The sequence below is a fragment of the Bradyrhizobium sp. B117 genome (genome assembly GCF_038969555.1).
Taxonomy (GTDB): domain Bacteria; phylum Pseudomonadota; class Alphaproteobacteria; order Rhizobiales; family Xanthobacteraceae; genus Bradyrhizobium.
In genome coordinates this window covers 5,024,894-5,041,588 of record NZ_CP152414.1, presented here as the reverse complement: position 1 = coordinate 5,041,588, position 16,695 = coordinate 5,024,894, and the positions used below count along the sequence as shown (strand labels likewise).

Annotated in this window: 15 protein-coding genes; 9 read left to right on the top strand and 6 right to left on the bottom strand. The window is 65.6% G+C overall.

The window, feature by feature from the left end; all coding sequences use genetic code 11:
• Positions 1-3: 3 nt before the first annotated feature.
• From AAFG16_RS24730 to tpiA, 3 genes are all read right to left on the bottom strand, one after another.
• Positions 4-1,635: a CTP synthase gene (locus tag AAFG16_RS24730; protein WP_283086768.1), complete on the bottom strand. Its 1,632-nt coding sequence runs from the start codon at positions 1,633-1,635 to the stop codon at positions 4-6.
• A gap of 166 nt (positions 1,636-1,801) precedes the next feature.
• Complete coding sequence (gene secG / locus AAFG16_RS24725; protein WP_342729530.1) at positions 1,802-2,188, bottom strand: preprotein translocase subunit SecG; 387 nt, start codon at positions 2,186-2,188, stop codon at positions 1,802-1,804.
• Positions 2,189-2,327: 139 nt separating this feature from the next.
• Positions 2,328-3,083 carry a triose-phosphate isomerase gene (gene tpiA, locus AAFG16_RS24720; RefSeq protein ID WP_283086766.1) on the bottom strand — a complete coding sequence of 252 codons (756 nt, stop codon included), beginning with the start codon at positions 3,081-3,083 and terminating at the stop codon, positions 2,328-2,330.
• Between the two features lie 224 nt (positions 3,084-3,307).
• On the opposite strand from tpiA, the gene AAFG16_RS24715 reads away from it, so the two are divergent.
• Genes AAFG16_RS24715 through moaC form a run of 4 tightly spaced genes read left to right on the top strand, consistent with a single transcriptional unit; the run spans position 3,308 to position 7,583 of the window.
• Complete coding sequence (locus AAFG16_RS24715; protein ID WP_342729527.1) at positions 3,308-5,206, top strand: SurA N-terminal domain-containing protein; 1,899 nt, start codon at positions 3,308-3,310, stop codon at positions 5,204-5,206.
• 14 nt (positions 5,207-5,220) lie between these two features.
• The gene (trpD, locus tag AAFG16_RS24710; RefSeq protein WP_027559388.1) at positions 5,221-6,234 is read left to right on the top strand and encodes an anthranilate phosphoribosyltransferase; all 1,014 of its coding nucleotides are present in this window, start codon (positions 5,221-5,223) and stop codon (positions 6,232-6,234) included.
• 7 nt (positions 6,235-6,241) lie between these two features.
• On the top strand, positions 6,242-7,063 hold the full coding sequence (trpC, locus tag AAFG16_RS24705; protein WP_342729524.1) for an indole-3-glycerol phosphate synthase TrpC: 822 nt from the start codon (positions 6,242-6,244) through the stop codon (positions 7,061-7,063).
• Between the two features lies 1 nt (position 7,064).
• Positions 7,065-7,583, top strand: coding sequence for a cyclic pyranopterin monophosphate synthase MoaC (moaC, locus tag AAFG16_RS24700; RefSeq protein ID WP_283086763.1), 519 nt, complete (start codon positions 7,065-7,067; stop codon positions 7,581-7,583).
• Positions 7,584-7,586: 3 nt separating this feature from the next.
• Here the strand turns inward: moaC and AAFG16_RS24695 are convergent, their stop codons facing one another.
• Positions 7,587-8,180, bottom strand: coding sequence for a CGNR zinc finger domain-containing protein (locus AAFG16_RS24695; protein WP_342729521.1), 594 nt, complete (start codon positions 8,178-8,180; stop codon positions 7,587-7,589).
• A 104-nt stretch (positions 8,181-8,284) separates the two neighbouring features.
• Here AAFG16_RS24695 and AAFG16_RS24690 point away from each other — a divergent pair, with 104 nt between their 5' ends.
• Positions 8,285-9,700: an amidase gene (locus tag AAFG16_RS24690; protein ID WP_342729519.1), complete on the top strand. Its 1,416-nt coding sequence runs from the start codon at positions 8,285-8,287 to the stop codon at positions 9,698-9,700.
• Positions 9,697-10,953, top strand: a complete 1,257-nt coding sequence (locus AAFG16_RS24685; protein WP_342729517.1) for an MFS transporter — start codon at positions 9,697-9,699, stop codon at positions 10,951-10,953. Before AAFG16_RS24690 ends, AAFG16_RS24685 begins: the two co-directional genes overlap by 4 nt.
• Here the strand turns inward: AAFG16_RS24685 and AAFG16_RS24680 are convergent.
• The gene (locus AAFG16_RS24680) at positions 10,934-11,098 is read right to left on the bottom strand and encodes a Flp family type IVb pilin (RefSeq protein WP_283086759.1); all 165 of its coding nucleotides are present in this window, start codon (positions 11,096-11,098) and stop codon (positions 10,934-10,936) included. The genes AAFG16_RS24685 and AAFG16_RS24680 overlap by 20 nt on opposite strands.
• Before the next feature lie 310 nt (positions 11,099-11,408).
• Between AAFG16_RS24680 and AAFG16_RS24675 the strand changes: the two genes are divergently transcribed.
• From AAFG16_RS24675 to AAFG16_RS24665, 3 genes are all read left to right on the top strand, one after another.
• A complete protein-coding gene (locus tag AAFG16_RS24675; protein WP_342729512.1) occupies positions 11,409-14,141 on the top strand; it encodes an EAL domain-containing protein in 2,733 nt (910 codons plus the stop codon).
• Positions 14,142-14,456: 315 nt separating this feature from the next.
• The gene (locus tag AAFG16_RS24670; RefSeq protein ID WP_342729510.1) at positions 14,457-15,071 is read left to right on the top strand and encodes an SDR family NAD(P)-dependent oxidoreductase; all 615 of its coding nucleotides are present in this window, start codon (positions 14,457-14,459) and stop codon (positions 15,069-15,071) included.
• Positions 15,041-15,196, top strand: a complete 156-nt coding sequence (locus AAFG16_RS24665; protein WP_342729508.1) for a hypothetical protein — start codon at positions 15,041-15,043, stop codon at positions 15,194-15,196. Before AAFG16_RS24670 ends, AAFG16_RS24665 begins: the two co-directional genes overlap by 31 nt.
• Before the next feature lie 73 nt (positions 15,197-15,269).
• Here the strand turns inward: AAFG16_RS24665 and AAFG16_RS24660 are convergent, their stop codons facing one another.
• On the bottom strand, positions 15,270-16,607 hold the full coding sequence (locus AAFG16_RS24660) for a S41 family peptidase (RefSeq protein WP_283086756.1): 1,338 nt from the start codon (positions 16,605-16,607) through the stop codon (positions 15,270-15,272).
• Positions 16,608-16,695 lie beyond the last annotated feature (88 nt).

Genomic DNA, 16,695 nt, shown 5'->3' with positions numbered 1-16,695 from the left:
CCGTCAGACCAGACGGCTCTGCACCATCGCCGCCTGAATGAACGAGGCGAAGAGAGGATGGGGCTCGAACGGCCGCGACTTCAGCTCGGGGTGGAACTGGACGCCGATGAACCAGGGATGATCCTCGTACTCGACGATTTCAGGCAGCACGCCGTCGGGCGAGAGGCCCGAGAATTTCAGGCCATGCTGCTCGAGGCGGTCCTTGTAGGCGGTGTTGACCTCGTAGCGGTGGCGATGACGCTCGGAAATCTCGGTCGCGCCGCCATAGACCTGCGAGACGCGGCTGCCGCGGTTGAGCGCGGCAGGGTATGCGCCAAGCCGCATCGTGCCGCCGAGATCGCCGGCCTGCGAGCGCTTCTCGAGCTCGTTGCCGCGCAGCCATTCCGTCATCAGGCCGACGAGCGGCTCCTTGGTCGGGCCGAACTCGGTGGAGTTGGCGTCCTCGATGCCGACGAGGTTTCGCGCGGCCTCGATCACCGCCATCTGCATGCCGAAGCAGATGCCGAAATACGGCACGTCGCGCTCGCGCGCGAACTGCGCCGCGCGAATCTTCCCCTCCGCGCCGCGCTGGCCGAATCCGCCGGGCACCAGGATGCCGTTGACGTGCTCGAGGAACGGCGCGGGATCTTCCTTCTCGAAGATCTCGCTCTCGATCCAGTCGAGATTGACCTTCACCTTGTTGGCGATGCCGCCGTGCGAGAGCGCCTCGATCAGCGACTTATACGCATCCTTCATGCCGGTATATTTGCCGACGATGGCGATGGTGACATTGCCTTCGGGATTGCGCACGCGCTCGTTGATCTGCTGCCAGCTGCGCAGCTCCGGCGGAATCCGCGAGGCGATGCCGAAGGCGGCGAGCACTTCGTCGTCGAGGCCGGCGTTGTGATAGGCCTCGGGGACGGCATAGATGTTGTCGACGTCGCGCGCCTCGATCACGGCGCTTTCGCGCACGTTGCAGAACAGCCCGAGCTTGCGCCGCTCCTCCTTCGGGATCTCGCGATCGGTGCGGCAGAGCAGGATGTCCGGCTGGATGCCGATCGAGCGCAGCTCCTTCACGGAGTGCTGCGTCGGCTTGGTCTTCAGCTCACCGGCGCTCGGGATGTAGGGCAACAGCGTGAGATGGATGTAGACGGCGTGATCGCGCGGCAGCTCGTTCTTGAGCTGGCGGATCGCCTCGAAGAACGGCAGGCCCTCGATGTCGCCGACGGTGCCGCCGATCTCGACCAGCACGAAATCGTACTCGTCATTGCCGTCGAGGACGAACTCCTTGATGGCGTTGGTGACGTGCGGCACCACCTGGATGGTGGCGCCGAGATAATCGCCGCGACGCTCCTTGGAGATGATGTCCTGGTAGATGCGCCCGGTCGTGATGTTGTCGGCCTTGGTCGCCGGCCGCCCGGTGAAGCGCTCGTAGTGACCGAGATCGAGATCGGTCTCCGCGCCGTCATCGGTCACGAACACTTCGCCGTGCTGATACGGCGACATCGTTCCGGGATCGAGGTTGAGATACGGGTCGAGCTTACGGAGGCGGACCTTGTAGCCCCGGGCCTGCAGCAGCGCACCGAGTGCCGCTGAAGCCAGACCCTTGCCGAGCGAAGAAACCACGCCGCCGGTGATGAATATGTACCGCGCCATGGGACTTAACCTCTAATCCCTCGAATTCGATTCGCCAAAGCGATTCGTATTCCGCCCCAAAGATTTTGCGGGCCTGTGGGTGATCCAGAACTAAGAGTGGTGACAGTGCCTTGATGGGGATTGTTGATGCAGGACGGTAGCCACCGCCCTGCATGGCCCCCCTGCTTTATTGCGAGCGCGGCACCTGCGGGCCCGACGGCGCCTGGTTCTGCTGCTGCTCGTCGGCCTTCTTCAGCGTGTCGAGTATGCCGCCCGAGGTCGGCGCCGAGATCGGCGCGCCGCCGGCCGGCTGGCTCTGCGAGGCCGGCTGGCCGATGATCGACGAGGGCGCGCGGCTATATCCGGCATGCCAGGACAGGAACAGGCTGGTGATGAAGAACCCGGCGGCGAGGATCGCGGTGGTCCGCGTCAACAGGTTCGCGGTGCCCCGGCTCGACATGAAGCCGGCGCCGCCCCCCATACCGAGGCCGCCGCCTTCCGACTTCTGGAGCAGGACGGCGCCGATCATGACGGCGACGATCATGAGGTGGATGACGATGACAACGGTCTGCATAATGTCCTTCCGTCACAAGCGGGCAGCGCCTGACGGCGGCCGGTCGCGCTTCGCGGGTTTTCCTGAAGTTGCGCGGTGTTACACGATCGGGAGGGGCATTGCCACCCCCGATCGGGCTCATACCAATGGTTTGGAATAGCTAGGGGCAGCCCTTGGCAATCGCAAGGAAATCGGCCGCCTTCAGGCTGGCACCGCCGACCAAGGCGCCGTTGACGTTCTTGACCGCCATCAGCTCGGCCGCATTGGACGGCTTGACCGAGCCGCCATAGAGGATGCGCATCTTCGTTCCTTCGGCCTTGAACCGGGAGGTCAGGAGTTCCCGGATAAAGCCATGAATCTGCTCGACATCCTGGGCCGTGGGGGTGAGACCGGTGCCGATGGCCCAGACCGGCTCATACGCCACCACCAGGTTGGCGGCGGTAGAGGCGTCCGGCAGCGAGCCATCCAGCTGGCCGCGCAGGATATCCAGGGTCTGTCCGGCATCGCGCTGGCCTTGCGTCTCGCCGATGCAGACGATCGCGACCAACCCGGCCCGCCAGGCGGCTTCCGCCTTCTGCCTGACCAGGGCGTCGCCCTCGCCGTGGTCGGCGCGGCGCTCGGAATGGCCGACGATGATGGCGCTCGCCCCTGCATCGGCCAGCATTTCGGCAGCGATATCGCCGGTATGGGCGCCGGAGGCCTTAGGATGACAATCCTGGGCCCCGACCGCGACCTTCTTGCCGCGTGCCTTGTCGGCAAAGGCCGCTATCAGCGTCGCCGGCGGGCAGACCAGCAGGTCAGCTTTAGCGGCGACGTCTGCCGCGCCGTTGAGCATGGCGTCGAATTCGGCAGCCGAACCTTTCAGGCCGTTCATTTTCCAGTTGCCGGCAATCAGGGGGCGGATGGCGTCGGTCATGTCAATTTCCAGCAAAATGAGGTTTGCGCATGCGCTAGCAGAGCTGTCGCGGCAGTTCCAGAGACCAGAGGCTTTTAACCGCAGTTCTGGGAGACCGCCTGACCTGAGGTTGCGGGGGCAAAGCCACCACTTTATGATGATTGATCAATTTGGTGAGGCGCTTTTGCGGAATCTGCATTAAGACGCGCTCCCGTTCCCCTCCTGACCAAAACAAGTTGGACCAAATGCTTCGAGGAATGCGCAAGGCCTCATCAAACTGGGTCGGCAAGACCATTATGGCGATCGTGATGGGCGTGCTGATCATCAGTTTCGGCATTTGGGGCATCGCCGACATCTTCCGCGGCTTCGGTCAGTCCACGGTGGCCAAGGTCGGCCACACCGAGATTTCGCTGAACGAGTTCCGCCAGATCTACACCGACCGCCTGCAGCAGATCGGCCGTCAGTTCGGCCGTCCGCTGACGCCCGACCAGGCGCGCGCCTTCGGCCTCGACCGGCAGGTGTTGCAGCAGACCATCGCGGAAGCCGCGCTCGACGAAGAGGCGCGCCGGCTCGGGCTCGGCCAGTCCGACGAGCAGATCCGCCAGGTCATCATGAACGACCCCAACTTCAAGGGCGTCGACGGCAAATTCGACGCGAACCGCTTCCAGGCCGTGATCCGCAATTTCGGCTACACCGAGCAGCGCTACGTCTCCGAGCAGCGCAAGGTGTCGTTGCGCCGGCAGATCACCGGCACGATCGGCGCCGGCCTCGAGCCGCCGAAGGCGATGATCGACGTGCTGACGCGATTCCAGAACGAGCAGCGCGCCATCGAGTTCATCAGGCTCGACGCAGCGCAGGCGGGTCAGATCGATGCGCCCTCGCCCGAGGCGCTCGCCGCCTATTTCGAGGATCACAAGGTCCAGTTCCGCGCCCCCGAATATCGCAAGATCGCCTTCGTCATGGTCTCGCCGGAGGAGATCGGCAAGTGGACCGAAGTGTCGGACGAGGACGCCAGGAAGGTGTTCGACCAGCGCAAGGACCGGTTCGGCACGCCCGAGAAGCGCCAGATCCAGCAACTCGTATTCCCGAACGCGGCCGAGGCGCAGGCCGCCCGCGAGCGTCTCATCGGCGGCACCTCGTTCGAGGATCTCGGCAAGGAGCGCGGGCTGAGCGCCTCGGACGTCGACCTTGGGCTCGTGACCAAATCCTCGCTCGACTCCGCGGTCGGGAATGCCGCCTTCGCGCTGCCCGCCGGTGAAATCAGCCAGCCGATCCAGGGCGCTCTCGGCGTCTCTATCGTCAGGGTCGACAAGATCGAGCCCGGCGTCGAGCCGGACTTTGCAAAGGTCGCAGCCGACATCAAGCGCGAGATCGCGACCGAGCGCGCGCGCGTCAAGGTCGCCGATCTCCGCGACAAGATGGAAGACGAGCGCGGCGGCGGCTCCAGCGTGATCGAGGCGGCGCAGAAGCTCGGCCTCACCGCCGTGACCATCGACGCCGTCGACCGTTCCGGCCGCGCGCCCAACGGCCAGCCGGTCGCCAACATCCCGCAAGGCCTCGACGTCGTGTCGCAGGCCTTCAACACCGATGTCGGCGTCGACAACGACTCGATCTCGTTCAAGGGCGGCTATGTCTGGTACGACGTGCTCGCCATCACGCCCTCGCGCGACCGCAATCTGGACGAGGTCCGTGACCAGGTCGAGGCGCGCTGGCGCCAGGACCAGATCGCGACCAAGCTGAAGGCCAAGGCGACCGAGATGGTGCAGAAGCTGGAAGCCGGCGGCAAGCTCGCAGATGAAGCCGCCGCGATCGGCGCCAAGGTCGAGACCGCCTCGGGCTTCAAGCGCGACGACTCGCCCGCCGGCGTGCCTGCGGCCGTCGTGGCGGCCGCCTTCCGCACGGCCAAGGACGGCGTCGGGCAAACGCCCGTGAGCGGCGGCAGCGAGGTGATCGTCTTCCGCGTCACCGACGTCATCGATCCTGCGGTCGATGCCGCCTCGGATGCAGTCAAGAAGCTGAAGGACAGCCTCGACCGCGCGCTCACCGAGGAGCAGGTCGCCGCCTACGTCAACAAGCTTGAAACCGACATCGGGACCACCATTAATCAGGCCGCCTTCGCGCAGGTGACCGGCGCGAACCAGTGAGTTGAAAGCACGCGATGGACGACCTGAAATCGATCATTGGAAAAGTGGCGACCGGCGCCAGCCTGTCGCGTGAGGAAGCAGCTTCCGCCTTCGACGCCATGATGTCCGGCGAGGCCACGCCCTCGCAGATGGGCGGCCTCTTGATGGCGCTCAGGGTCCGTGGCGAGACCGTGGACGAGATCACCGGCGCGGTGTCGGCGATGCGCTCCAAGATGCTCACTGTCGATGCGCCGGCAGATGCCGTCGATATCGTCGGCACCGGCGGCGACGGCTCCGGCTCGGTCAACGTCTCGACCTGCGCCTCCTTCATCGTCTCGGGCACCGGCCTGCCCGTGGCCAAGCATGGCAACCGCGCGCTGTCGTCGCGCTCGGGCGCCGCCGACGTGCTGGCTTCGCTCGGGGTGAAGATCGACCTCAGGCCGGAGCAGGTCGGCCGCTGCGTGCGCGAATGCGGCATCGGCTTCATGTTCGCGCCCGCCCATCATCCCGCCATGAAGAACGTCGGCCCGACCCGGGTCGAGCTGGCGACGCGCACGATCTTCAACCTGCTTGGGCCCCTGTCTAACCCGGCCGGCGTGAAGCGGCAGATGGTCGGCGTATTCTCCAGGCAATGGGTGCAGCCGCTGGCGCAGGTGCTGAAAAACCTCGGCTCGGAATCCGCATGGGTTGTGCATGGCTCCGACGGTCTCGACGAGATCACTCTCACCGGCCCGACCTTCGTCTCCGCGCTCCACAAGGGCGAGATCCGGAATTTCGAGGTGACGCCGGAAGAGGCCGGCCTGTCGCGCTGCGAGCCCGGCGCACTCAAGGGCGGTGACGCCGACGCCAATGCGGTCGCGCTGCAAAACGTGCTCGACGGCAAGCCGAGCCCCTACCGCGACGTCGCTCTGATGAATGCCGCCGCTGCGCTGGTGGTGGCCGGCCGCGCCAAGGATCTGAAGGAAGGCGTCGCGATCGGTGCAAAATCGCTCGACAGCGGCGCGGCAAGCGCGCGGCTGAAGCACCTGATCGCGGTCTCGAACGGCTGAGTTTCCCATGTCGGATATCCTGACCAAGATCGAAGCCTATAAGCGCGAGGAGATCGCCGCGGCCAAGCGCGCGCAGTCGCTCTCGGACGTCGAGGCCAGGGCCAAGGGGCAAGCCGCTCCCCGCGGCTTCGTGCGCGCCCTCAAGGCCAAGCACGCCAATGGCGACTTCGCGCTGATCGCGGAGGTGAAGAAGGCCTCGCCCTCCAAGGGGCTGATCCGCGCCGACTTCGATCCGCCCGTGCTCGCCAAGGCCTATGAGGCCGGCGGCGCGGCCTGCCTGTCGGTGCTGACCGACACGCCCTCGTTCCAGGGCCATCTCGATTTCATGGTGGCGGCGCGCGCGGCGACGTCGCTGCCGGTGCTGCGCAAGGATTTCATGTTCGACACCTATCAGGTGGCGGAGGCCCGCGCGCACGGCGCCGACTGCATCCTGATCATCATGGCGGCGCTCGACGATGCCACGGCAAAAGATCTCGAAGACGCGGCAATCGCCTACGGCATGGACGTGCTGATCGAGATCCACGACCGCGCCGAACTCGACCGCGCGCTGAAACTCCGCTCGCCGATGATCGGCGTCAACAACCGCAATCTGCGCACCTTCGAGACCACGCTCGCGACCAGCGAGACGCTGGCGCCGCTCATCCCCACGGAAAGGCTGATGGTCGGCGAGAGCGGCATCTTCACGCCCGCGGACCTCGCGCGGCTCGAGCGCGTCGGCATGTCGACCTTCCTGGTCGGCGAGAGCCTGATGCGGCAGTCCGACGTGACGGCCGCCACGCGCGCGCTGCTCACGCGTGAGACCGCGGCACGCGCCACGGGCGCGCGCTGACATGGCGCGCAAGCCGTCTGCATCCAAGCCGTCTAGAGCGAAGGCCCGCCCTGCCCTGACCCATATCGGCGCCTCCGGCGAGGCGCGGATGGTCGACGTCTCGGAGAAGCCCGCGACCGAGCGGCTCGCCGTCGCCGAAGGCCGCGTCGTCATGACCAGGGCGACGCTCGACCTGATCGTCTCGGGCAATGCCAAGAAGGGCGACGTGCTCGGCACCGCGCGCATCGCCGGCATCATGGCCGCGAAACGCACCTCGGAACTGATCCCGCTCTGTCATCCGCTCGCGCTGTCAAAGGTCACGGTCGACATCGAGCCTGACACGAAGCTGCCCGGCTGCCTCGTGCGCGCCAGCGTGAAAGTGACGGGACCGACCGGCGTCGAGATGGAGGCGCTCACGGCCGTGTCGGTCGCGTGCCTGACCATCTACGACATGATCAAGGCGGTGGAGCGCGGCGTGCGCATCGACGGCATCCATCTCGTCGAGAAGCTCGGCGGCAAGTCGGGCCATTACCGCGCCTGATATCTATTTCGCCTCGCGCTGCCGTTCGCGATAGGCACGCGTCTTCACGCGGTTTCCGCACAGCGTCGACATGCACCAGCGCCGCGTCGATGGTTTCGAGCGGTCGAAGAACACCCGGCGGCACTCCTCGGACGCGCACATCTTCAATCGGTCGATCGTTCCCAGCAGCGTGGCATCGTGAAGCTCGATCGCAATCATGGAGAGGCCGCCAAGCGCATCCTCACGCACCGCCGACAATATTGCGCCGCGCCCGGCACGCGCCTCCACCCGCAATGGAAACGGCGCGAGAGCGTGGCCAAGCGCGTCGAGAACGTCCTTGTTGCGGCGCCGCTCAGCCGGCTCGCACTGCAGATAATCGCGCAAGGCGCCGCGCAGCTGTAGCGCAGTCTCGAGCATTGCGGGCGTGACACGTCCGCCCTCCCCCCCAAGACCGCGTTCCCGCATCCAGTCCGCCAGTTGCTTCGGTCCGCCGAGTTCGTCGCCTTGCGGGTGCGCCACGCCGAAATGCGTGAAATGGCGGACATCGAGCGTGTTGGCGAAGTCGTAGACGTTCGCCAACACATCGGGAACCTTGAATTTGCGGGACTCTTTCGACATCGGACCACCAGGGATTGGAACACCAGTAAAACAGATTTACCGGTTGACAGCAACCAACACCTGTATAGTCTTTTTACAGGTGTCGATGATGGAGAACGCGAACCGTGACCGAAGCCCTTCACTATCTCGAACTCACCGAGCTCGCGGCGCGCATCAAGGCGCGCGACATCTCCGCGCTGGAAGTGACTCGCGCGCAACTCGGCCGTATCGACGCTGTGGACCGTGAGCTCTGCAGCTATGTCCACGTGATGGCGGAAACGGCAATCGCCGCGGCGAAAGCCGCGGACGCCGAAATCGCACATGGCCGATATCGGGGCCCGCTGCACGGCGTGCCGATAGCGCTGAAGGATCTGTTCTGGACCAAGGGTATTCCGACAGCGGCTGGCACCACACTTCATCGCGACTTTCGTCCCGTTGAAGATGCGACCGTCGTGCGGCGGCTCAAGGACGCCGGCGCGGTGGTGCTCGGCAAGGTGCAACTCACGGAAGGCGCCTATTCCGATCACCATCCGCTGGTGACGCCGCCGAAGAATCCGTGGAATGCGGCTTACTGGCCGGGCATTTCATCCAGCGGCCCGGCAGTCGCGACGGCCGCCGGGCTCTGCTTCGCCTCGCTCGGCTCCGACACCGGCGGGTCGATCCGTTGGCCGGCGGCCGCCAACGGCCTGACCGGACTGAAGCCCAGCTGGGGGCGGGTCAGCCGCCACGGTGCGTTCGAGCTGGCCGCGACGCTCGACCATGTCGGCCCTATCGCTCGCAGCGCGACCGATGCCGGCGCGCTGCTCGGCGCGATCGCGGGACACGACCCGAACGATCCCACGTCGCTGTGCGATCCGGTGCCCGACTTTCTGGCCGCGGCTGCACAGGACCTGCGCGGCTTGCGGATCGGTGTCGACGCGGCTTGGAACAATGACGACGTGGAGGTCACGACGCAGCGTGTGCTGGCGGACGCTATCGACGCGTTCCGCTCGCTCGGCGCTGACATCGTCGATGTCAAATTTCCCGACGTGGCGCAGGCCATCGCCGATTGGGCGCCGAATTGCGCGATCGAGGCTGCGGTCGCGCACGAGGCGACTTATCCCGTCCGCAAGGACGAGTATGGCCCGATCCTCGCCGCGGTGATCGAGGCCGGTCGCGCGCTGTCCGCGCGCGATTACCAGAAGATCCTTTTGCGGCGGCTCGCGCTGCGCGGACGCGTGGTTGCACTGTTCGAGACCATCGACCTGCTGCTGATCCCGGTGCACCCGTTGCCGCCTGTGACGCTCGCCATGATCAGCACGCTCGGCGAGCGGCCGGACCTGATCGCAAAGCTGCAGCGCTACACCTGCCCGTTCGACATGACCGGTCATCCCACGATCACGCTGCCGGGCGGCGCATCGGCGGACGGAATGCCGATCGCGTTCCAACTCGTCGCGGCCCATCTCGACGAAGCCGCGCTGGTCCGTTCCGGTGCCGCATTCCAGCGCGCGACGTCCTGGCATCGTCGCCATCCTTCCCTCATCTCGCGGAGGCAACATTGACCAATCAATCCACGCGCGCTCATCAGAGCATTTTCCATGGCTGGTTCGTCGTCGCGGCGGCATTCGCCGTCATGTTCGTCGGCTTCGGCTCCGCCTACACGTTCAGCGCCTTCCTCGAGCCGCTCCAGCGCGACTTCGGCGCCTCGCGCGGCTCGATCTCGCTGGTGTTTTCGATCGCGGGCTTTCTCTACTTCGCGCTCGGCGTCGTCAGTGGTCCCCTTGCCGATCGGCTCGGCTCGCGGCCGCTTGCGATCGTCGGCATGATCCTGGTCGCGGTCGGGCTTGCGGCCGCAAGTCTCGCGCGCTCGCTCGTCGAGGTCTATCTCGCCTATGGGCTGGGCGTCGGCATTGGGGTCGGCTGCGCCTATGTTCCCGCGATCGGCGCGGTCCAACGCTGGTTCGTGAGGCGGCGCGGCTTTGCCTCGGGGCTCGCGGTCAGCGGCATCGGGCTCGGCACGCTGGCGATGCCGCCGCTCGCCTCGCTGCTGATCGCATCGGTCGGCTGGCGCGGCGCTTATCTGGCGCTGGGCGCGATCGCACTGCTCGGCGGTGGACTCGCGCTGTTGATCGAGAACGATCCGAAGGACCGGGGCCTCAACCCGGACGGTGATCCGCCTCGCGACGCCGCCGGTGCCACCACCAATGCAGGCGGCACCTCGGTGCGTGAGGCCGTCCGATCGACGCATTTTGTCGGTCTCTATGTGTCGTGCCTCGTCTGTTCTTTCGGCGCCTTCGTTCCGTTCGTCCACCTCGTGCCCTACGCGCGCGACCACGGGGTCGCGGCATCCTCGGCCGTGCTGTTGCTCGGGATGATCGGGGCCGGCAGCACCGCAGGCCGGTTCTTCCTCGGCGCGCTTGCCGACCGGATGGGCCGCGACCGCTCGCTGATCATGGTGCTGATCGGAATGGCGTTCGCGATGGTGATCTGGGCCGTTGCGGCAAATGTCTGGGCACTCGCCGCCTTCGCCTTCGTCTATGGCGTGTTCTACGGCGGCTGGGTTGCGGTCCTGCCATCGGTCGTGATGGACTATTTTGGCGGACGCAATGTCAGCGGCATCATTGGCGTTCTCTACACCAGCGTCGCCTTCGGTACACTGGTCGGCCCGAGCGCCGCCGGCTTTGCCTATGACTCAAGCCACAGCTACGCACTGCCGATCCTGCTCAGCGCCGCGGCGAACGTCATCGCGGCGCTCGTCGTGATGGCGATATCGGCGCGCGGCGAAACCCGCACGGTCACTTCAGCGACGAGCTGATCGATCCGAATTTTGCACTGAGCTTGCTGCCCATCCCGTTGATGACGGTGATGATCGCAAGCGCGATGCCGGCGGCGATCAGGCCGTATTCGATGGCGGTCGCACCGGATTCGTCGGCAATGAAGTTCTTCAAAAGGTTTTTCACGATCGATCCTCTCTGTCTCGTTCGCTGGCTTTTCGCAAATCACGTGCCAATGTCGCCGTGAGGATCGCCAGCAACTTAGATGGTTAAGCCTTGGTTGATCGCGGCGTGTGCGGCAGAAATTGACCGGCATGGCCGGGGCATCCGGCAATTCCTGCATCGCTTGTCTCGCGCATATCGATTGCTTTTGCGCGCGTTCCTTCATGTCGCATTAACCAGCCTTCCTAACTTCGCCTCCACACCGTTCCCGTAAACCAACGGATGTTTTCGGGCTCAAGAATTGACCCTGACGTGTGCACGGCAATGATCCAGCATGATGACGAGATTTGGCAGCCGCCTTTTTGACCAGGCCTTCGTGCGCAGCGGACCGATCCGCTGGCTGGTGGTGGGCGGCATGCTTTTGATCGCGGCGATCGCCGTTGGCGCGACGCTGATGGCGCAGAACTTCCGCGAGCGCGCTTTGCGCAACGCCGGCCGCGAGCTGGAAAACACCGCGCTGCTGCTCGCCCACCATTTCGATCAGCAGCTGCAGGATTTCGCGGTCATCCAGAAGGATTTCGTCGATCACGTCCGCGCGACCGGAATCAACACCGTGGAGGACTATCGCAAGCGCCTCTCCGGACAGGACGTCCACCGCATGCTGCGCTCGAAGATCGAGGCGCTGCCCTACATCGGCGGCGTCAACGTCATCGATGCCGACGGCAACTTGATCAATTCGTCGACGGCGTGGCCTGGCCCGAAAGTGAACGTCGCCGACCGCGCCTACTTCCGCACCTTCAAATACGACCCGCATTCGCCTGATGTCCTGATCGAGCCGCTGCACAGCCGCGTCTCCGGCGCCTGGACCATCCTGATCGTCCGCAGGATCGTGGGACCGAACGGCGAGTTCATGGGGGTAGTCGGGCGCGGCATCGAGCCTGCCAATTTCGAGAAGTTCTTCGCCTCCGTCGTGCTCGGCGACGGCGCGACGATATCGATGCTGCACCGGGACGGCACGCTGCTCGCCCGCTATCCCCATTCCAGCGAGCTGATGGGACGGAATTTCAAGACCGGCGCGTTCGAACAGCAGAGGATTTTCGGCCTCGATCATTTCGCCGGCCGCTTCATGAGCCCGGTCGACGGCGAAGACCGGCTGGTGTCGGCGCGGGCCCTGCCACACTTCCCGATCCTGATCATGGCCACCACGACGCGCGCCGCGGCCCTGACCGACTGGCGCGAGCAGATCGGCATCCTGATCTCGGTCGCCGGCGCCTCCGCGCTCGCCATCGCCGGCGTTCTGATCGCCATCGTGCGCAAGCTGCTGGAACAGCACCGCGCCTCCCGCGAACTGCTGACATTGGAGAAGCAGCGTCTCGACCGAGCCATCAACAACATGAGTCAGGGCTTGCTGCTGTTCGACGCCGAGCGGCGGCTCGTGGTCTGCAACCAGCGCTACATCGAGATGTACGGACTGTCGCCGGACGTGGTGAAGCCCGGCTCCAGCTTCCACGACATCATCGCCCATCGCAAGGCGACCGGCTCCTTCACCGGCAACGTCCACGACTATGTCGCGCGCGTGCTGCGCGACATCCATGTCCGCAACTCCATGGTGGTCGACACCGCCGACGGCCGCTCGATCCACGTTCTCAACGAACCGCTCGCCGACGGCGGCTGGGTGGTGACGCACGAGGACATCACCGAGCGCCGGCGCATCGAAGAACGCATCACCCATCTCGCCCATTACGACGCGCTCACCGACCTGCCCAACCGCGCCATGTTCCACGAGCATCTGCGCGCGGAGCTGGCTGGCGTCACGGGCGGCCAACAACTCGCGGTGCACTACATCGACATCGACGAGTTCAAGGGCGTCAACGACGCGCTCGGCCACCTCGTCGGCGACGAGCTCCTGAAGTCGGTGGCTGCCACTCTGAGCCGGTGCATCGGCCCGTCGGATTTCGTGGCGCGGCTCGGCGGCGACGAATTCGCCATCGTGCAGAGCGCGGTGACATCGCCGGACCAGGTCAACGAGCTCGTCGCGAGCGTCTTTCAGGCCATCCGCGCTCCGTTCGACTGCATGGGCCATCATCTCACCACTGACGCCAGCATCGGCATTGCGCTCGCGCCGGAGCACGGCACCGCGCTCGACCAGATCCTGAAGAACGCTGATATGGCGATGTATGCCGCCAAATCCGCCGGACGCCGCACCTATCGCTTCTTCGAGCCGGAGATGGACGCCAAGGTGCACGAGCGGCGGCAGCTCGAGATCGACCTGCGCCGCGCCATCGCACAAGGGGGGCGCGAAGGCGGCCTCGAGGTCTACTACCAGCCCTGCATCGGCCTGAAGGACGACCGCATCACCGGCTGCGAGGCGCTGGTGCGCTGGCGCCATCCCGAGCGTGGCATGGTCTCTCCGGCCGAGTTCATCCCGATCGCCGAGGACACCGGCCTGATCAACGAGATCGGCGAATGGGTGCTGGCAACTGCCTGCCGGGATGCTGCCGGCTGGCCCGACGACATCCGCCTCGCCGTCAACGTCTCGCCGGTGCAGTTCAAGAGCGGCACGCTGGCGCTGAAGATCATGGCGGCGCTCGCCGCTTCCAATCTGCCGGCGAGTCGGCTCGAGCTCGAGATCACCGAGGCCGTGCTGATCCGCGACGACGATGCGGCGCTTGCGATCCTGCACCAGCTCCGCGCCATCGGCGTGCGTATCGCGCTCGACGATTTCGGCACCGGCTATTCCTCGCTGAGCTATCTCCACCGATTCCCGTTCGACAAGATCAAGATCGACCGCTGCTTCGTCGACGATATCGCCGGCCCCGACGGCTCCGCCAGCATTGTCCAGGCCGTCGTCAACCTGGCGGCCGCCCGTCGCATGACCACCACGGCCGAGGGTGTCGAGACCGAGGAGCAGCGGCGCCTGCTCCGCACCCTCGGCTGCTCCGAGATGCAAGGCTATTTGTTCAGCGCCGCCAAGCCTGCCGACAAGATTCTGGAGCTGTTCGCGCTGCATCGCAGCCGGCTCGCCCGGCGCGAAGGTAGCGAGGGCCGCCGGCGCGAGGCGAGCTAGCCTTTCGGCCTGCCCGCCGCGCTTGACGGTGACATCAGGCCAAAGTATTTCAGCACTTGCAGCTGCCGAAACGCCGCTGCCGTAGGCGTTACCGTCATCCAACGCGTCCTTTGTCGAGAGGATCCCGGCTGGGAGATCTCGATTCACGAGACGCCACGGTGATGCCATCACTCTCCTGCGTGTAGACGATCACCCGCTCAAGACGTCGATTTCGGCGCGGCTCTCCCCGCGCCGATGTTTGCCGTTTTCTCGGGCTGCTCGCTGCCGAGGTTTCCTGGGTTGCCGTGGCTTTCCCTCCATCGAAAGGCAGCAACCATGAAGATGACTGGCAACACGATCCTCATCACCGGCGGCACCAGCGGCATCGGCCGCACACTGGCCGAAGCTTTCCACGACCGCGGCAATCGCGTCATCGTCACCGGCAGGCGGCAGGCCCTGCTCGATCAGATCATGGCTGAACGCCCTGACCTGATCGGCCTGCCGCTCGACCTCGACGATGCCTCGGCATTGCCGCACTTGGCGGCCGAGGTCCGGACACGCTTTCCTGAACTCAACGTGCTGATCGCCAACGCCGGCATCTCGCGGCCGGAGGACATGACGGCGGACGGCTGGGATGCCTCTGACGCGGAAGCGATCGTCGCAACCAACATTCTCGGCGTGCTGCGCGTCACGGCCACGCTCCTCCCACTCCTGAAGACGCAACGGAATGCGACGATCATCGCGACCAGCTCGAACCTCGCCTTCGTGCCCCGCGCCGACTTCCCGACCTACTGCGCCAGCAAGGCGTTCCTGCACTCCTGGCTGCAATCATTGCGGCACCAGTCGAGGTGCTGGAGCTCGCGCCGCCCTATGTGCAGACCGAGCTCACCGGCACGCAACAGGCCAGCGATGCGCGCGCGATGCCGCTTGCCGTCTACATCGCGGAAGTGATGCAACTGCTGGAGCTGCGGGTGCATCCCCGCGATGAGGTGCTGGTTGAACGCGACCGCGCCCGCCGCTGGGCCGAGCGCGACGGCCGCTATGAGGTGACCTTCGCGGCCATAAATCCGAGCTGAGACGGCGCCCAAAATAAAATCGCCCGGGAGCGGTATCCACTCCCGGGCGATCGATGTCTTGACGTTGTAGGGCTTAGTTCGGCACCGCAGCCTTCGGCGCGGGCTTGGCGGCGACGGCGTTTGCGGTAACACCGTGGAGGAAATCGTAGGCCGCGTGCAGCGCCTTGTCGTCCTCCTCCTTCGGAGGAACGTAGGACTGCGATCCGGTCTGCTCGCTGCCGTCGGCAGCCGACAGATGACCGCGCATCTGCGACTCCGCCATGGTGTCCATCCGGCCCTTCAGCTCCGCCGGCACGTCCTGGAGAATCTCGATGTCGGGCGCGATGCCCTGGGCCTGGATCGAGCGGCCCGACGGCGTGTAGTAGCGCGCCGTGGTCAGCGCCAGCGCGCCATTGCCGGCGCCGAGCGGGATGATGGTCTGCACCGAGCCCTTGCCGAACGAGCGCGTGCCGATGATCGTCGCGCGCTTGTGATCATGCAGCGCACCGGCCACGATCTCCGAGGCCGAAGCCGAACCGCCATTGACCAGGATCACGAGCGGCTTGCCCTTGGTGAGGTCGCCGCCATGCGCGGTGAAGCGCTGGGTCTCTTCCGGATTGCGGCCGCGGGTCGAGACGACCTCGCCACGCTGGAGGAACGCGCTCGACACCGACACCGCCTGGTCGAGCAGGCCGCCCGGATTGTTACGCAGGTCCATCACATAGCCCACCAGCTTCTCCTGCGGGACCTGCTTGGAGATCGCGGCGATCGCCTTCTTCAGCCCGTCGGTGGTCTGCTCGTTGAACGAGGTGACGCGGATATAGCCGATGTCGCCATTCTCGACGTGGAAGCGCACCGGGCGCACATGGATGATCTCGCGCGTGATCGCGACGTCGAGCGGCGCATCCGCGCCCTTGCGTACGATCGTGAGCTTGGTCTTGGTGTCGACCGGCCCCTTCATCTTGTTGACGGCCTGCTCGAGCGTCATGCCCTGCACGGCCTCGCCGTCGATCTTGCTGATGAGGTCGCCGGACATGATGCCGGCCTTGGACGCCGGGGTGTCGTCGATCGGCGAGACCACCTTGACGAGGCCCTCCTCCATCGTGACCTCGATGCCGAGGCCGCCGAACTCGCCGGAGGTGGTCTCCTGCATTTCGGTCCAGGCCTTGTCGTTCATGTAGCGTGAATGCGGATCGAGCGATGTCACCATGCCGGTGATCGCGCCTTCGATCAGCTTGGAATTGTCGGGCTTCTCGACATAGCTCGCCTTCACGCGCTCGAAGACCTCGCCGAACAGATTGAGCTGCGAATAGGCATCATCCGCGCCCGCTGCGGCCCGCGCCGCCCATACGCCAGCCTGGGGGCTGGCTACCAGAAGGGTCAGACACGCTCCGGTGAGCGCGCCCAGGGGGAACAGCAGGGATTTCCGCATGGAGGGCCTTCTTAGCTGGCGGTTCTCTGGAGGCTGGAAGCTGCCATGCAAATGGCGATCCAGCCAGCTTCTCACAATACCATTCAGG